Origin of the sequence: Endozoicomonas sp. 8E (assembly GCF_032883915.1) — a bacterium.
Classification (GTDB): domain Bacteria; phylum Pseudomonadota; class Gammaproteobacteria; order Pseudomonadales; family Endozoicomonadaceae; genus Endozoicomonas_A.
In genome coordinates this window covers 6,197,672-6,215,037 of the sequence record NZ_CP120717.1, presented here as the reverse complement: position 1 = coordinate 6,215,037, position 17,366 = coordinate 6,197,672, and the positions used below count along the sequence as shown (strand labels likewise).

The following is a 17,366-nucleotide window of genomic DNA, read 5'->3' as shown; positions in this document are numbered from 1 at the left end:
CTCTTGAAAATGCGAGTGTCAGATCAAGGACTGAAGTCACCTTTCTGTTTCTCATCAAAAAGCTTGCGTTTATTATGTTTTCTTTTGTATTCAGTCAAGTAATTAGCATTCTTGCAAACTGTCCCGCATAGTCGCTGCAGGCCATCTTCGCCGACCATGCTTACATCACAGGTTCCACTCCCGGACATTGACTCATCATCATTGAGTGGCCCGGAAAGGTCTGTTGTAAAGGTGACTGCTGCAGTTACTGATTCTGTTGGGTTGCAGCTACTGACAGGGAGGTCATTCACATCATGGGACTGAAATAGTTGGGCAGAAGTATATTAGAGTTGAATGACAGAGAAACTGTTCAATGCTTCGAAAGGGAAGTCTTGTTGGGAATAGGCAGGGTTTGTTGGGTCAAAATGAACTATGCAACTAAAGCAGTATCCATCAGCCAAATGAGAGCATGAGCCTTGCCCCGGTGTGGCTTCTGTGTTGACTGTGTAACTTCCTTCGAAGTTCAGCCGCCATTCAGCGGACTCTCTGTTGTCGGATGATGGACGGAATTGACAAACGCCATGACAGGGATCAGCGTAGCAGTTTAAATCCAAAGTATGCAGGTGTTTTTGAGAACCTCCGCTGCCGCCGCCAGAGTCAGAATTCAGAGGGCTGGTTAACATGCCTGTATGGCGGGTGGTACCTTGTGGGGGCTGCTGGCCGGATGATTCTGATAGCTGATTTTTTGTTGGGATATGTCCAGAGCCAAACATTGCAGTGATGATCGCAAACGGTCGATCCATCTGTATTAAAATAGGTGTCGTCTTATGTTGTTCAGTCGGGCTAAACAGCGATGAATAGGGGCTCCAATAGCTTTTTAAAATACAGACGACAGTGACAGTCACTTCTACAGGTAGCAATGAATAAGGGTTGAAGCTCAGATGGGGGTTTATGGTGGTCATGATCAGTTCGTATCTAACCAGCAGGTGAGTGGCGTAAAGTAACTGCCATGAAATCGACTCTGCCAGGGTCGTTCTTACCCCGTAACTGTCAGGCTTGTGTTGTGTGTTATCAGGCGGTGAATCGGATCCTCTATGGCCGTGGGTGGCGGCAATGAATGCCGGTCAGGTTTTATAGAGAAGTTTTGTTTTGGGGGGCTGCATCTTGTTCAAACTCAACAATAAAACGTCTTTTCAATGGATTAGCCTGACAGACGACGAAGAACCACAATAGCATTAACAGTGTTTCAGCAAAGTGCGAGTGTTTAATAATTCTATCCTTGCGTTCTGGTTTAGAGAGGAAGAATAGATCAAGAAAATAAGTGTGTTTTACTGTCAAAAACCTTTTGATAAAACCAGAGACAGTTGCGGGCAAAAATTTGCCGCAAAGAGGCTTGTCGCTCTTAATGGTTTAAGTCATCGTCCTGATCCACGTCAAGAGATTTGTGTTTTCGATGTCTTCTTTTGTTCTCCGAAGGGATTTGAACATTGCTGCAGGCCGTTTCAAATAGCCGTTTCTGTTCATATTTAACGACTGCTGTAGTGTAAGAGATTTTTTGTCCGGTGTGGATGCTTTTTTTTGTGATTACTCAAGATTCCAACATTCTTGCAGATTGCATTGCATGGCTGCAGCTGACCATCCTTCGCGGCCACGGTTAAGTCACAGGTCTCTGCAGGGCAGTTTCGAGACAAAGCTTGATATGAAAGGGTGAATAGGTGGCCTATAGCAGGTATTCTGCAAGCCCATTACCTCAAGCAGTCACCTTTCGTGCAACACACCCATTCACTGGCAAAGCATCTTAAAACCTCTCCTGGCTGGCATCAATTCCGTATTGACCTTATTGCGCTGGTTATTTTTAGCCTCATCCAGATGGGTTCAGTCAACCTGTCCCGTATTGCCCGAACTATGGGGCACGGTACCCAGCTCGACTCCAGGCGTAAACGTCTCAAGCGCTTCTTTGCCTGGAGTGGCATGGAGCTTGATGATATTGCCAGAATGGTCGTTGACTGGATGGCGCCCGAAGGGAACTGGGTTGTCTGTCTGGATCGCACCAACTAGGACTTTGGTATCGGCAATGCCTGACGGTCATGTTTTATAAAAAAGTGCTGTTTTGGAGAACCCGCTTCCTGTTCAGTCTCGACAATAAAGCGCCTTATCAAGGGTTCGGTCTGACAGGCAACAGACAACAGACAACAGACAACGACAATAGCAGTCACAGCGGTGCCGCAAAGAGTGAGTATTTAATAATTCTACCCTTGTATTCTGGTTTACAGAGAGAGGATAGATCATCTCATGCAAGGGCAGGTCTCAGATCAGGGACTGAACTTATCGTTCTGTTTCACATCAACAGGCTTGCGTTTTCGATGTATCCTTTTGTGATCCGAAAGGGCGAGGGCACTCTTGCAGATCTTCCAGCACGGCCGTTGTTGACCATTCTCCCCGAGCACGATCGCTTCACAGACTTTTAGCTCGCCGTGGTTCCTTCTTGTGTGAAGCGATAGGGCGGGAGCATTTTTGCAGACTTTTCCGCATGGCTGCGGTTGACCATCCTCCCCGATCACGATCACGTCACAGACTTGTTGTCCGGAGTGGAAGCTCCTTTTGTGATTTGACAAGACTTTGGTATTCCTGCAGACCGTTCCGCATGGTCGCTGTTGACCATCCTCCCCGATCAGCGTCGCATCACAGGTCCGAATAACACCGTGGACTCTGCCTTTGTGAGATGACAGATTGAGAGTGTTCTTACAGATCTTTCCGCATGGCTGCAGCCGACCATCCTCTGTGACCACCATCACCTTGCAGGTTTGTTCCCCACTGTGGGCTCTGTTTTTATGAGTTGCCAGAGCCTGAGCACTCTGAAAGACTCTCCCGCATGGCCGTTGCTGAACATCTCCCCTGACTATGGAGAAGTCACAAGTCTTTGGTCCGCTGTGATGGCTTTTTTTGTGAGAATACATGGATTGAGCATTCTTGAAGACTTTCCCGCATGGCTTCAGCTGGCCGTCCACTCTGACTGCGGGCGCGTCACAGGTTCGTTGCCCGCTGTGGAATCTGCTTCTATGAGTTGACAGGGCGCTGCTATTCTTGCAGGTCCTCCCGCATGACTGCAGCTGGCCATTTTGCCCAACTACGGTCACGTTGCAGGTTTTTGGTCCGTCGTGATATTTGCATTTGTGTTCAGGCAGACCCTGAGCCCTTTTGCAGACCTTTCCGCATGGCTGTTGCTGTCCATCTTCACCAACCACGGTCACGTCACAGGTTCGTCGCTTGCTACGGTGATTGTGTTTGTGACCCGAAAGAGCTCGTTGGAAATGGTTAATTCCATTCACTGGCTTTGACACATCATCATTGACTGGCCCGGTGGGATCAATGCTGCAGGTGGCTCTTGCAACCATTGACTCTCTGTAGTTGCAGCTATTGGCAGGGTGGTCATTAATGTCATGGGCCTGAAATAGTTGGCCAGAAGTACATTGGACTTGAATGGCAGAGAGATTGTTCAATGTTCCTGACGACGAGAGTTGTTGGGAGCAGGTAGGGTTTGTCGGGTCAAAATGAACTCTGCAATCAAGGCAGTAGCCATCAGCCAAATGAGAGCATGGGCTTTGTCCTGATTTTTCTGTCAGGCCTGTCGAACTTTCTTCGAAATTCGGCAACCATTCAGCGGGCTCTCTGATATCGAATGAGATTCGGAATTGACAAATGCCATGACAGGGATAAACGTAGCAATTCAAACCCAGAGTATGCGCCTGTTGTTGAGGGTCCCGGTCACCGCCGCCAGAGCCAGAATTCAGAGAGCTGGTTAAAGAGCCTTTAAGTTGGGTCGCGTCATGTGGGACTTGCTGGACGGAGGATTCTGATGGCTGGTGGCGTGGTGAAGCATGTCTGGAGCCAAACATCGCAGTGATGATTGCAAACGGGTGATTCCCCGGTGTCGACATGGAAGCTGCCCGTCGTTCAATGGCTTTAAACAGCAGTGAATTGGGATTGCAATAACTTTCTGAAAGCCAACCGATAACGGCAAGCAGGTTTACAGGCAACCACGAATAAGGGAGTGAGCCCGGAGGGGTAGTCAGGATCAGCTCGTAAGCAACCAGAAGGTGAGTGGCGTATAGCAACGGCAATAAAATCGACGTAATAAGGGTTGTTTCTATCTGGTAAATGTAAGGTCTGTGTCGTTTTCCATCAGGCGGGAAATCGGAACCTTTGCAGCCGTTGGTGTTGGCAATGCCCGAAGGGTTGCCCGGTAATGTATGACGGTCACATTTTATAGAAAAGTTCTGTTTTGGAGAATCTGCGTCCTGCTCGAGCTCAAAAACAGAACGTCGTGTCAATGGTTCGGCCTTACAGGCGACAGACAACGACAATAGCAGTATCAGTGGTGCCGCAAAGAGTGATTGTTTAATAATCCTATCCCTGCATTCTGGTTTACAGAGATGAAGGATAGATCACCTTGTGAGAGGGGGCGGGTGTCAGATCAGGGAACGAAGGTATCGTTCTGTTCCACGTCGACAGGCTTGTGTTTTCGATGGGCCCTTTTGTGATCCTTCAGGGCTCGGACATTATTGCAGACCGTCCCGCATAGACTCAGCTGGCCATCCTTCCCCGGCAAGATCATGTCACAGCTTTGCTGCCCGGTGTGGTCTCTGATTTTGTGGACCGACAGAGATTGAGCATTTTTGCAGACCTTTCCACATGGTCGCCACTGGCCGTCCTTCCAGATCACGGTCAATTCACGTGCTTTTTGGGCGCTGTCGGCTCTAGCAGCCTGTCGGACTTAAGACTGTCCTACACGGCAACTGCTCCTGCGTTGCTCTAGCTCCTGCATCCATGCAGTCGTGCGGTTGCAATAAATTGGTCTAAAAATCCCTGTTTCTTCGTCAAATAGCTCGCTATTCTCCTCAGAAACAGAGATTTTTATCCTCAATTTCTTGCAATCCTCGCTACGGACGCTTAAGTCCGACAGGCTGCTAGCCAGTGTTGCGACTGTCCGGGAAAGATGAGTTTGGCTCCGATCCAACTGGAATGACTTAGAGGTAGTTTGTTGTGTTGCTGAAGAGGTAAGCGTAAAGATAACCCCGCCTTGAGAGCCCCAGTCTTGGACGTCCCCCTCTATAAAGTTGTCATCAAAGGTTGGGTCAGAAACCAATGGGGATTGATTGTCAAAAAGATCACGATGCATTCCGAGATGCGAGTTCTCCCGGGAATCTTCAGTATTTGCAGGATTGAAATGACCTATGCAACTAAAGCAGCTTCTATTATCCAGAAGGTGGGATGAGCTTTCTTCGGAATTCAGAGGCCTTTCAGTGAGCCCCTGACCGTCGGATGATGGTCGGAAACTGCAAACGCCATTACAGGGATAGAGGTAGCAATTTACATCCAGCGTATGTTGGTGTTGTTTCGTTACCACCGCTGGAGCCAGAGTACAGGAGGCTGGCCAAATAGCTTATAACGTAGGAGAGTGTTTCCGGGGCTTGTTGGCTGGATAATTCAGATGACTGGTATTGTGTCGGGTTACCTCCAGAGCCAAGCGCTGAAGTGATGATCGCAAATGGACTATCCTGCAGTGTCAAAATAGATTATCTTTGTCGTTCAATAGGATTAAACAATGGTGCGTCGGGATTCCGGTAACTTCTTAAAAGCCAACCGGTAGCGACAACCACTTCTACAAGCAGCCATAAATAAGAGTTGAAGCTCAGTGGGGCGTCTTTTTCATCAGGTGGCGAATCGTATACAACGTAGCTGTTGATAGCGGCTATGGCTTCAGTCCTTAATCTGACAACCGCCCTCTCATGAAGTGATCTATCCTTCATCTCGATTAAATTAGAATACAAGGCTAGAATTACCAAGCACCCACTCTTTGTAGCAACATTGTTAGTGCTGCTGTCGTTGTCAAGAGTCTGTCAGGCCGGACTGTTGGCAGGACATTTTATTGTCGAACTTGAGCTGGATGCAGGTTTTCCAAAACTGAACTTTTCTATAAAGCGTGCCCGGCAAACATTGCCGGGCACGCTGACAGGCATCACCCTTGTAGGAGCCTGTCGGACTTGAACGTCCTCGCTACGGGCGCTATTCTCACTCAGCCTTCTGGTCCGCATCAACAGGCTTGCGCTTTCGATGTGTCCTTTTGTGATTGGTCAGGGCTTGAGGACTGTTGCAGACCTTCCCGCATGGCCCCGGCTGGCCATCCTCCCCGATCACGGTTACTTCACAGGTTTTTTGCCCTCTGTGGTATTTGCTTCTGTGAGATGACAGGGCACGAGTATTCTTACAGACCTTACCGCATGGCTGCTGCCGGCCATCTTTCCCGACCACGGTCAGGTTACAGATTTGTTGCTCACAGTGATCTCTTCGATTGTGGTTCAGAAGGTTTATGATATTACTGAAGACTTTTCCGCATGGCTGCAGGCCATCCTCCCCAGCCACGGTCACGTCGCAGGTTTGTTGCCCGCTGTGGTACCTTATTTTGTGAACCGACATGGCTTCAACACTCTTGCAAACTTTTCCACATGGCTGCGACTGGCCACTCTTCACAACCGCTGTTGCCTGACAGGTATATTCTTTGATGTGGGCTCTTCTTTTGTGATCCATCAGGGCAATGGCATTATTGCAGACCTTCCCGCAGAGTAGCAGCTGGCCATCCTTCCCAAACACGCTCATATCACAGCTTTGTTGTCCGGTGTGGTCTCTTCTTTTGTGCTTCGACAGTGCTTGAGCATTCTTGAAGACGACTCCACATGGCCGCGACTGGCCATCCTTCCCGACCAGCATCTCGTTGCAGGTTTTTTGCCCGGTATGGTAACTGCTTCTGTGAACTGCCAGAGATTTAGCGTTCTTGAAGATGGCCCCACATGGCCGCAACTGCCCATCTTTCCCCACTGTTGTCAGGTCGCATTTTGGTTGCCTTCTGTCGTTTGTAGCATTTGTTGCGCCAACCGGGGAAAGATGAGGTTGGCCATTATCCGGTTGGGATGATTCATTAGTTGATCGTGGTATTTCTGAATAATCAGGCGTTGAGGAAAAACCGGCCTCTCTGAGAAGATCATATAGATCGATTGAGCCATTAATGTCTATTAAATGGTCAGCGGTGGGAGGCCAATAACCGGGCATTGGCAATTCATCATTGAATGGTCCGGCAGCATTTGTTATAGAAGCGATTCCATTCAAGGCGGCCCCGTCCATTGAGTTGCCATCAAATAGTGGGTCAGAAGTGAATAGGGGTTGAATATCAGAAAGATCATTCAGTATTTTGAGAAGCGGCTCTTCCAGGGAGTCTTCAGCGCTTTCAGGTTTAAAAAGATCTATACAATCCAGGCAGTGTCCATTAGCCTGATGGGGGTATGAGCTTTCTTTGGAATGCAGTGGCTGTTCAGATAGCTCTCGACTATCGAATAATGATGGTCGGAATCTGCAAACGCCATTACAGGGATAGACGTAGCAATTTAAATTCAGCGTATGTTGGTGTTGTTCAGGGCCCTCGTCACCATTGCCAGAGTCAGAATACAGGAGTTTGCTGAAATAGCCTTTAGTGAAGGTGAGCTTTTCCCTGGTTTGTTGGCCTGATGATTCTGATAACTGGTATTGTGCTGAGTTCTCTCCAGAGTCGAGTGCTGAAGTGATGATCGCAAACGGATGATCCTCAAATGTCAGAATAGATGCTCTTTGTTGTTCAATAGGATTAAAAAATGGTGAATCGGGATTCCAGTAACTTTTCAAAAGCCAACCGATAGTGATAACCACTTCCACAGTCAGGCATAAATATGGGGTGGAGCTCATTGGGGTGTCTCTGGTGGTCAGGATCAGTTCATAGGAAACCAGCAGATGGGGGGCGTGAAGCCATTGCCACGAAACCGAATCGAGAATGGTCGATTTTATTTCGAAACTGAAAGTCATGTGTCGTTCATTATCGGGTAGCGAACAGGAACCTTTACAAGTGGTGTTGCAGTCAGTGCCTGACAGGCTGCCTGGCAATGTACGACAGTCACACTTATAAAAGCTCTGCTCTGGAGAGTCTGAATTCTGCTCAAGCTTAACAGAAAAACGTTCTGTCCACGGTTCGGCCGGACAGAAGACAGACCGCAACAGTAGCAACAACACCGGTGCTGCAATGAGTGTATGTTTAATAATTCTATCCTTGCATTCTGGTTTAAAAGGCGAAGGATAGATCAAGAAAATAAGCGTGTTTTTCTGCTGAAGTTCTTCTGTTAGAAAAACTCTGTCAAAAGCAAGGGTTGCAGCAGGCAAAACCCCATTAAAGAGAGCTTCAGATCAAGGACTGGGGTCATCCTCCAAATCATAAAACTTGAGTTTTCCATGTGAACATTTGTGAATTGCCAGGGAAAGTACACTCTTGTAGATTTTTCCACATGGCTGCTGCTGGCCACCCTTCGCGACCACTAGAAAGTTACAGGTCTTTTTCCATGAGTGGCATCCTCTTATGTGTTCAAACAGGGTCAGGGCACTCTTGCAGACCTTCCCGCATGGACCCTGCCCCCCATCCTTCCCAACCAGGGTCAAGTCACAGGTTTATTTTCGGGAGTGATATTTTTTTTTGTGAGACGACAGGGCTCTGGAGTTTTTGCAGACTGTCCCGCATGACTTCGTTTGGTCGTCCTCTCTGACCAGAGGCTCGTCACAGATTTTTTGCTCGGAGTGGGCTCTTCTTCTGTGATCAAACAGGGCTCTGGCATTGTTGCAGACTTTGCCGCATGGCTGCTGTTGACCATCCTCTCTCAACAAGACTGAGTCACAGATTTGTTGTCCGCTGTGGGCGCTTCTTTTGTGATCCATCAGGATGCGAGCATTCTTGCAAACCTTTCCGCATTGCCGCTGCTGCCCATTCTCCCCGACCATGAGAAAGTGACAGGTCTTTTGCCCGCTGTGGTATCTGTTTTTATGAGTCGACAGGGTTTTAGCATTCTTGCAGACCACCCCACATGGTTGCGGTTGGTCCTTTTCCCCAATGACTGTTAACCCACAGATTTGTTGCCCGTTGTGGATGCTTTTTTTGTGTTTTGTAAGAGCATGTCTACTGAAGAAGATCTTCCCGCACGGTTGCTGCAGACCATCCTTCACGATTATTGTTACCTTACAGGTTTGTCGTCCTCTGTGCCGCCCCCTTTTGTGATCCGATAGAGCTTGAGAATTCTTGCAGACCATCCCACAGGGGCGCGCTCGGCCATCTGCCCCGACCACCTTTACCATACAGATTTTTTGCACTGTGTGGACTCTGCTTTTGTGATCGGGAAGGACTTGTTGATAATGTGATGTTACTTTGGGAGGTTTTCCTTCCGGAACAAGACAAGCACTTGCGGCCATTGACTCATCATCATTGAGTGGCCCGACAGGGCTAATGCTACAGGTTGCCCCTGATTGAGAGGATTGCATTTCTGTTATCGTCTCTGAAGTCAGTGTTGGTATGCAGGGCTGCTCAAAGTTGGACTCATCTGGCTCTTTGTTACCGGATGATGATCGCAATCGACAAGCGCCATGACAGGGATAGACGAAACAATTTAAACCCACAGTATGCAGGTATTGTTGAGGGCCTCCGTTACCGCCGCCAGAGCCAGAATAAAGGGAGCCGGTGACATAATCTTCAGTCTGGGCATTGGCCTGTGGGGTGTTCTGAGCGGATGATTCTGACGGCTGATATTGCTGCTGGGACTGTTGCTGGTTATGTCCGGAGCCAAACATCATTGTGATGTCTGCAAATGGGTGATCCTCCTGTGTCAATATAAATAGCGTTTGTCGTTTACTCGGAGTATACAGCGCTGAATCGTGGTTCCAAGAGCTTTTTAAAAGCCAAACGACAGCAACAATCACTTCTACAAGTAACCATGAATAAGGGGGCGATCTCGGAGGGGAGCCTTTGGTGGTCAGGATGAGTTCGAAGGCAACCAGTAGATTAGTGGTGTAGAGAAACTGCGACGAAAGTGACTCAATAAGGCCCGTTTTTACTCTGTAATCGTTAGATCTCTGTCGTTTTTTATCAGTCGGCGCGTCTGGTTCTGAAAGGCTGCTGGTTTCGGTAATCTCTGACGGGTTAACCGAAAATGTGTTCAGTTCACGCTTAATAGAAAAGCCCTGGTTTGTTGCAAAATCTGCATTCTGATCAAACTCAACAGTTAAACGTCCCGTCCACGGTTCAGCCCGGCCGATGACAGACAACGAAAATAGCAGTAACAGCAGTGCCGCAAAGAATGAGTGTTTAATAATTCTATCCCTGCATTCTGGTTTAAAGATGAGGAAGGATAGAACAGGAAAATGAAAGCAGTGGCAGGTCAAACTCTTTGAAGCACCTAGTCCAGATCAAAAGGCTTGCGTTTTAGATGTACTCTTTTGTGATTAGACAGGGCTTTAGTATTCTTAATGAGCGCCCTGCATGGCTGCGGCTGGCCATTCTCTCTGACCACGGGCAGGTCACAGATAATTTGCTCGTGGTGGACTCTTTTTTTGTGATCCGACAGGGCGCTTATGCTTTCGCAGACCATTCTGCATGGTCGCTGCTCACCATTCTCCCCGACTACGGTTATTTCACAGGTTTGTTGCCCGCTGTGGTATCTTCTTTTGTGAACCGACAGAGAGATGAGATTGCTGCTTATTTTGCCGCATGGCTGCCGTTGACCATCCTCTCCCACCAAGCTTACGTTACAGGTTTGTTGCCCGCTGTGGTCTTTTAATTTGTGATAGTACAGGGTTTTCGCATTTTTGCAGACCAATGAGCAAAGTCTTTGCTGGCCATCCTCCCCGACAATGGTCACCTTACAGGTTTTTTGTCCGGTGTGATAATCGCTTTTGTGAGTCGACAGGGCATGAGCACTCCTGCAAACCAACCCGCATCGCCTTGGCTGACCATTTTTCCCGGTCACTATTACCTCACAGATTCGTTGCCCGCTGTGGATGCTTCTTTTGTGAATCGACAGGGCATTAGAATTCCTGAAGACCTTCCTGCATTGCTGCTGCTGACCATCTTCTCCGACTATTTTTACGTAGCAGGTTTGCTGTCCGCTGTGCTCTCTTCTTTTGTGTCCCAAAAGGAACTGATAGTTCTCGCAGACTATTCCACATGGCTGCGGCTGATTATCTTTGCCGAGTACTGTTACCGAACAGGTTTTTTTCCCTGAGTGGACTTTGTTTCTATGATTCGACAAGGTTTTAGCATTCTTGAAGACCTTCCCGCATGGTTGCTGCTGGCCATCCCCCCTGACCACGTTTACATCACAGGTTTTTTGCCCGGTGTGGCCTTTGCTTGTTAGATCTGAAAGGGCCTGTGCAGTGTCTGTCGGGGAAAGATGAGGTTGGCGTTGTCTCAATGGGGACGATTCAGTATTGGTTTGTTGTGTTTCTGAAGTTCCCATTGGTGGTGGCAGGTGCGGAAGCATAGAGGAAAACCCGGCTTCTTCGGAAAGGCTCTGTAGATAGCATGATCCATTAACGACCGCAGAATGACGAGCGGTGGATGGCCAGTAGCCGGGCATTGCCGCATCATCATTGAGTGGCCCGGTCGCATTAGTTGTTGAGTCTGCCCCTGCATTCATCAAGTCTATAGAGTTGAAGCTGTTGGTTGGGCTACTTTCAATGTCATAAGCCTGTAAGTCAAACTGTCGGCCAGAATTGAATGGGCATTCAATATCAGAAAGATCGCCTAATGTTCCGAAAGTCGAGTTTTGTTGGGAATCTGTAGCATTTACAGGAACAAAATGACAGGTGCAAGTCAGGCCGCATCCATTAGAAAAATGAGGGCATGAACTGTGTCTGGATGCTGTTTGTGTGTGACCTGTGGAATTTTCTCCGGAATTCAGCGGCCATTCAGCGGGACCGCTGTTATCGGATGAGGGGCGGAATTGACAAACGCCATTACAGGGATAAACGAGACAATTTACATCTAAAGTGTGTAAGTGTTGTTGAGGGTCTTCGTTACCGTCACCAGAGTCAAAGTACAGTGGATCAGTGAAATAGCCCACAGGTTGAGTGGTGGCTTTCGGGGTCTGCTGCCCCGGTGATTCTGATGGCTGGTATTGTGGTGGGTTATGTTCGGAGCTAAACATCGTAGTGATGGTAGCAAAGGGCTGATCCTGACTCGACTCATGTTGTTCAATCGGGTTAAACAGTGGTGAATCAGGGTTCCAGGTGCTTTTTAGAAGCCAACCGACAGCGATAATCGTTTCTAAAGGTGGCCATGAATAAGGCTCTGAGTTAAGAGGAGCATGCTGAATGGTCAAGATCAGTTCATAAGCAATCAGCAGGTTCGTGGCGTAAAGCCATTGCCATGAAATTAATTCAACAATGCTCAAAACGCCATGCCTGTGTCGTTTGTCATCCGGCGCAAAAGTTGATCCTGAATGACTTTTTGCGTCGGTAATGTCTGACGCGGTGCCCGGCAGTGTGAGTCGGCCAGACTCTATAGAAAAGCTCTGTTTTGGAAAAACTGCTTTCTGCTCAAACTCAACGGCACAGCGCCCTGTCCACGGTTCAGCCTGACAGGCGACAGACAGCGATAGTAGGAACAACAGAGGTGCCGTTAAGAGTGAGTGTTTAATAATTCTATTCTTGCATTCTGATTACAGATAGGAAGGATAGATCAAGAAAATAAGTGCGCTTTCCTGTCAAAGTTTTTTTAAGGTTCGTCTTCGTCCCGATCGACATCAACATGTTTGCGTTTTAGATGCTCTCTTTTGTGTTTCTCCAGAGATGTGGCATTCTTGCAGAGTATCTCGCAGGAACTCTGCAGGCTACCCTTCTGGACCGGGCTTGTACTACAGGCTTTTTGCATTCTATGGTTTCTTCTTTTGTGATTCGACAGGCTCTGAGCATTATTGCAGATCTTCCCGCATGGGCGCGGCGGGCCATCATCCCCGGGTACTGTCAGGACGCAGGTTCGTTGCTCGCTGTGCACTCTGCTTTTGTGAGCAGACAGGGCCCGAATACCTTGATAGACCTTCCCGCATAACTGCTGCTGGCCATCATCCCTGACCATGGTCACGTCACAGGTTTGTTGTCCGGTGTGCTTTCTTTTTTTGTGATCCAACAGGGCTCGAGCATGCTTGCAGATCTTCCCGCATGGCCTTGGCTGGCCATCCTCTCCGGTCACGGTCAGGTTACAGGTTTGTGGCTCACTATGGACTCTATTTTTGTGGTCGAACAGGGCTCGGTTATTCTTCAAGACCATCCCGCATGGTTGCAGTTGGCCATTCTCTGCGACCCGTTTCGCGTTACAGGTTTTTTGCCCGCTGTGGTATCTGCTTTTGTGTGTCGACAGAGCTTGAGCAGTCTTGCAAAAAGTCCGGCATGGTCGTGGCTGGCCATCCTCTCCGACCACTATTGCGACACAGGTTCGTTGCTCGGTATGGCGTTCGCTTTTGTGCCTCGAAAGAGATTGAGCATTCTTGCAGACCGTTCTGCATGGCCGCTGCTCACCATCCACCTCAATCACGGTCAAGTCACAGTGTTTTTGCCCGGAGTGATATTTGCTTCTGTGAGCCGACAGAGATCGAGCGTTCCTGAAGACCTTTCTGCATGGCTGTGGTTGGCCATCCATCACGGTCACTGTCACGTCACAGGATATTTGCTCAGTGTGGGCTCTACTCTCGTGATCCGAAAGAGCACATGCTGCACCGGTACGGTAAAGATGTGGTGGGCCACAACTCAATTGGGATAATTCAATGGTGGTTGGCTGTGTTTCTGAAGTTTCCACTGGCAAAGGAAAGTCGCTAAGCGTAAAGGAAAACCCGGCTTCTTCGAGAAGAGTGCGTGGATTGAATGACCCATTGATAGCTGGATATTCAAGAGTGATGGAAGACAAATTCCTGAGCGATGGCTCTTCATCATTGAGTGGCCCGATGGCATCCGTTGTACAGAATAACGCTTCATTCATTATGTTTGTTGAGTTGATGCTATTGTCTGGTTTGTCGTCAATGTCATAAGGCTGTTGATCAAATAGTGGGCCAGACTTGAATGGGAATTCGATGTCAGAAAGAGCGGCCAACATGCCCAAAGACGAGTCTGGTTGGCAATGTGAAGTGTTTAAAGGATCAAAATGACCTGTGCAACTGAGGTAGTGTTCATCAGCTAAATGGGGGCTAGAGTTTTGTTCGGATGTTGCTTCAATGTCATCTATTGAACTTTCTGCGGAATTCAGTGGCCATTCAGCGGAGCTGCCGCTATCGGATGATGGTCGGAATTGACAAACGCCACGGCAGGGATAGACGAAACAATTTAAACCTAAAGTGTGTGAGTCTTGTTGAGGATCTCCGTCTCCGTCGTCAGAGTAGCAATACAGCTGATGAGTCAAATAGCCTGTAGGTTGGATGGTGGCCTGAGGGGCTTGTTGTCCCGGTGGTTCAGATGGCTGGTATTGTTGTGGGTCACATCCAGAGCCAAACATTATGATGATGGTTGCAAACCGGTGTTTTCCCTCTGTCAACGCAGATGCCGACTGTTGTTCACTCTTTTTAAACAGTAGTGAGTCGGGATTCCAAAAGCTTTTTAAAAGCAAGCTGACAGCTACAAACGCTTCTGAAGCTAGCCATGAAAAAAGAGTGGTGCCGGGAGGGGGGGGCCGACTGGTCAGGATCCGATTATAAGCAACCAGCATATTTGCGGCATAAAGCCATTGCCACGAAATCGACTCGAGAATGGTCGATTTTATTTCAAAACTGAAAAGAATGTGTCGTTTATTATCGGGTAGCGAAGCTGATCCTCTATAGCCGTTTGTGTCGGCAACGTCTGACGGGGTGCCCGGCAGTCCATGCCGGCCACGTTCTATAGGGAAACTCTGTTTTGGAAAGCCTGCATTCTGTTCAATCTCAACAGTAAAACATCCTGTCCACGGTTTGGCCTCAAAGGCGACAGACAACGCCAGTAGCGGCAGCAGCATTGTCACAGATAGCGCGTGTTTAATAATTCTATCTCTGGCGTCTGGTTCACAGAGAGGAAGAATAGATCACCTCGTAGCAGAGTGTGTCGTAAAAACTCCAACAACTGGTTCCCACGCTGGAGAGGCTGTCGCAAAGGTAGCGAGCAAAGCTGAGATAAGGCAAAAAGTGGCAAAAAAGTGCAGTTTACAGCGAGTAATGAGGATTTTGAGCCAGATTTTGAGCCACTTTTTAACGCAGTCTCAGCGAAGCGCAGCACTTTTGCGACACCTTCTGGAGCATTGGAGCCAGAGGTTTTCTGACACCTTCACTAGAGCGGAGGTCAGATCAGATCGTTTCTTATTTTTTTTAAACTTCTTCAGGGCTGAGGTCTTCGTTATCTTACTCTGCAGCAGGCTTGCGTTTTTTATGCTTTCTTTTGTGATCTGCCAGGACTTTGGCATTCTTGCAGACCTCTCCGCATGGCTGCTGCTGACCATCCTCCTTGACCACGGTGACGGCACAGGTTCTTTGTCCACTGTGGATGCTTCTTTTGTGATCCATCAGGGCTCTGGAACTCTTGCAGACCCTTCCGCATGGCCGTTGCTGACCATCTTCACCGATCATGGGCGCGTCACAGGTTTTTTGCGTGCTGTGCTTTCTTCCTTTGTGATCCACTCGGGCCTGGGCATTTTTTAAGACTATCCCGCATGGCCGCAGCTGGCCATCCTCCCCGACCACGTTTACTTTACAGGTTTGTTGCTTGCTATGGTCTCTTTTTTTGTGATCGAACAGGGCCTGGGCATTTTTAAAGACTATCCCGCATGGCTGCGGCTGGCCATTCTCTCCGACCAGGATCGCGTTACAGGTCTTTTGCCCGGAGTGGTAGCTGCTTTTGTGAGTCGACAGAGATTGAGCATTCTTGCAGACAGTCCCGCATGGCCGTGGCTGGCCATTCTCGCCAACCACTACGGCAACACAGGTTCTCTGCCCGGTGTGGTGTCCTCTTTTGTGTCTTGACAGAGACGGAGCATTCTTGCAGACCTTTCCGCATGGCCACTGCACGCCATCCTTCCCGATCACGGTCAAGTCACAGGTTTTTTGCCCTGTGTGATATTTGCCTCTGTGAGTCGACAGAGATCGAGCACTCTTAAAGACCTTCCTGCATAGTTGTGGTTGGGCATTCATCTCGTTCACTAAGAAGTCACAGGTTATTTGTCCAGTGTGGACTTTGCTTTTGTGATCCGAAAGAGCGTGTGTTGCGCCCGTCCGGGAAAGATGTAGTGGGCTCTGACTCAATTGGGATGATTCAGAGGTAGTTGGCTGTGTTTCTGAAGTTTCCAATGGTGGAGGGAAGTGGGTTTGCGTACAGGAAGGCTTGGCATCTTCAGCAAGGCCAGATAGATCGAATGACCCATTGATAACCGGAAATTCATCAGTAGTGGAAGACAAATTCCTGAGCGATGGCTCTTCATCATTGAGCGGCCCGACAGCGTCCCTTCTATAGAATGCTCCTTCATTCAATAGATCTATCGAGTTAAAGCTATTAGCTGGTTTGTTGTCAATGTCATAAGCCTGTTGATCAAATGGTGAGCCAGACTCGAATGGGGATTCGGTGTCAGAAAGATTGACCAATGTTTCGAAAGACCAGTCTGGTTGGCAATGTGAAGTGTTTACAGGATCAAAATGACCTATCCAACTGAGGTAGTCTCCATCAGCTAAATGGGGGCTTGAGTATTGTTCGGATATTGCTTCAATGTCACCTATTGAACTTTCTGCGGAATTCAGTGGCCGTTCAGCGGAGCTGCCGCTATCGGATGATGGTCGGAATTGACAAGCGCCACGGCAGGGATAGACGAAACAATTTAAACCTAAAGTGTGTGAGTGTTGTTGAGGGTTTCCGTCTCCGTCTCCGCCTCCGTCGCCAGAGTCGGAATACAGCTGATGAGTCAAATTGCCTGAAGGCTGGATGGTGGCCTGTGGGGCGTACTGTCCCGGTGGTTCAGATGGCTGGTAATGTTGTGGGTCATATCCGGAGCAAAACATCATGGTGATGGTTGCAAACCGGTGTTTTCCGCCTGTCAACGCAGATGCCGACTGCTGTTCACTCTTTTTAAACAGTAGTGAGTCGGGATTCCAAAAGCTTTTTAAAAGCCATCCGACAGTGACAACCGCTTCTAAAGGTAGCCATGAATAACGGAGAGAGCACAGTGGGACGTCCCGGCTGGTCAGGATCAGTTCATAAGCAATCAGCAGGTTCGTGGCGCAAAGCCATTGCCATGAAATCGATTCAATAATAGTCGTACAGGTACGCCTTTGTCGTTTGTCATCCGGCAAAAAAGTTGATGCTGAATGGCTTTTTGTGTCGGTAATGTCTGACATGCTGCCCGGCAGTGTATGTCGGCCAGGCTTTATAGAAAAGCTCTGTTTTGGAGAAACTGCTTTCTGCTCAAACTCAGCAGCGCAACGCCCTGTCCACGGTTTAGACTGACAGGCGACAGACAGCGACAGTAGAAGCAACAGAGGTGCCGCAAAGAG

Annotated in this window: 15 protein-coding genes; 2 read left to right on the top strand and 13 right to left on the bottom strand. The window is 48.6% G+C overall.

What is annotated here, in order from left to right; translation table 11 throughout:
* Positions 1–23 precede the first annotated feature (23 nt).
* From P6910_RS21530 to P6910_RS21520, 3 genes are all read right to left on the bottom strand, one after another.
* Positions 24–290, bottom strand: coding sequence for a hypothetical protein (locus P6910_RS21530; RefSeq protein ID WP_317143312.1), 267 nt, complete (start codon positions 288–290; stop codon positions 24–26).
* Between the two features lie 33 nt (positions 291–323).
* On the bottom strand, positions 324–941 hold the full coding sequence (locus P6910_RS21525; RefSeq protein WP_317143311.1) for a hypothetical protein: 618 nt from the start codon (positions 939–941) through the stop codon (positions 324–326).
* A 564-nt stretch (positions 942–1,505) separates the two neighbouring features.
* The gene (locus P6910_RS21520; protein WP_317143310.1) at positions 1,506–1,670 is read right to left on the bottom strand and encodes a hypothetical protein; all 165 of its coding nucleotides are present in this window, start codon (positions 1,668–1,670) and stop codon (positions 1,506–1,508) included.
* Positions 1,671–1,686: 16 nt separating this feature from the next.
* Here P6910_RS21520 and P6910_RS21515 point away from each other — a divergent pair, with 16 nt between their 5' ends.
* Positions 1,687–2,037 carry a hypothetical protein gene (locus P6910_RS21515; RefSeq protein ID WP_317143309.1) on the top strand — a complete coding sequence of 117 codons (351 nt, stop codon included), beginning with the start codon at positions 1,687–1,689 and terminating at the stop codon, positions 2,035–2,037.
* Positions 2,038–2,291: 254 nt separating this feature from the next.
* On the opposite strand, the gene P6910_RS21510 is transcribed toward P6910_RS21515, so the two are convergent.
* From P6910_RS21510 to P6910_RS21495, 4 genes are all read right to left on the bottom strand, one after another.
* The gene (locus P6910_RS21510) at positions 2,292–4,310 is read right to left on the bottom strand and encodes a hypothetical protein (RefSeq protein WP_317143308.1); all 2,019 of its coding nucleotides are present in this window, start codon (positions 4,308–4,310) and stop codon (positions 2,292–2,294) included.
* Positions 4,311–4,453: 143 nt separating this feature from the next.
* A complete protein-coding gene (locus P6910_RS21505; RefSeq protein WP_317143307.1) occupies positions 4,454–4,702 on the bottom strand; it encodes a hypothetical protein in 249 nt (82 codons plus the stop codon).
* 625 nt (positions 4,703–5,327) lie between these two features.
* Entirely contained in the window at positions 5,328–5,549 is a 222-nt protein-coding gene (locus P6910_RS21500) for a hypothetical protein (RefSeq protein WP_317143306.1), read from the bottom strand.
* A gap of 6 nt (positions 5,550–5,555) precedes the next feature.
* Positions 5,556–5,810, bottom strand: coding sequence for a hypothetical protein (locus tag P6910_RS21495; RefSeq protein WP_317143305.1), 255 nt, complete (start codon positions 5,808–5,810; stop codon positions 5,556–5,558).
* A 43-nt stretch (positions 5,811–5,853) separates the two neighbouring features.
* Here P6910_RS21495 and P6910_RS21490 point away from each other — a divergent pair, with 43 nt between their 5' ends.
* Positions 5,854–6,027 carry a hypothetical protein gene (locus tag P6910_RS21490; protein ID WP_317143304.1) on the top strand — a complete coding sequence of 58 codons (174 nt, stop codon included), beginning with the start codon at positions 5,854–5,856 and terminating at the stop codon, positions 6,025–6,027.
* Positions 6,028–6,051: 24 nt separating this feature from the next.
* Here the strand turns inward: P6910_RS21490 and P6910_RS21485 are convergent, their stop codons facing one another.
* From P6910_RS21485 to P6910_RS21460, 6 genes are all read right to left on the bottom strand, one after another.
* Positions 6,052–8,073, bottom strand: coding sequence for a hypothetical protein (locus P6910_RS21485; protein WP_317143303.1), 2,022 nt, complete (start codon positions 8,071–8,073; stop codon positions 6,052–6,054).
* 171 nt (positions 8,074–8,244) lie between these two features.
* On the bottom strand, positions 8,245–8,493 hold the full coding sequence (locus P6910_RS21480) for a hypothetical protein (protein WP_317143302.1): 249 nt from the start codon (positions 8,491–8,493) through the stop codon (positions 8,245–8,247).
* Positions 8,494–8,502: 9 nt separating this feature from the next.
* Complete coding sequence (locus P6910_RS21475) at positions 8,503–10,143, bottom strand: hypothetical protein (protein WP_317143301.1); 1,641 nt, start codon at positions 10,141–10,143, stop codon at positions 8,503–8,505.
* 131 nt (positions 10,144–10,274) lie between these two features.
* Positions 10,275–12,485: a hypothetical protein gene (locus tag P6910_RS21470; RefSeq protein WP_317143300.1), complete on the bottom strand. Its 2,211-nt coding sequence runs from the start codon at positions 12,483–12,485 to the stop codon at positions 10,275–10,277.
* Positions 12,486–12,592: 107 nt separating this feature from the next.
* Entirely contained in the window at positions 12,593–14,857 is a 2,265-nt protein-coding gene (locus tag P6910_RS21465; protein ID WP_317143299.1) for a hypothetical protein, read from the bottom strand.
* Positions 14,858–15,230: 373 nt separating this feature from the next.
* Positions 15,231–17,348, bottom strand: a complete 2,118-nt coding sequence (locus P6910_RS21460) for a hypothetical protein (protein ID WP_317143298.1) — start codon at positions 17,346–17,348, stop codon at positions 15,231–15,233.
* Positions 17,349–17,366: the final 18 nt, after the last annotated feature.

What these genes read in the sequence shown, in the direction of transcription:
- P6910_RS21525 (WP_317143311.1), bottom strand. Translation starts at nt 941, where the DNA reads ATGACCACCATAAACCCCCATCTGAGCTTCAACCCTTATTCATTGCTA.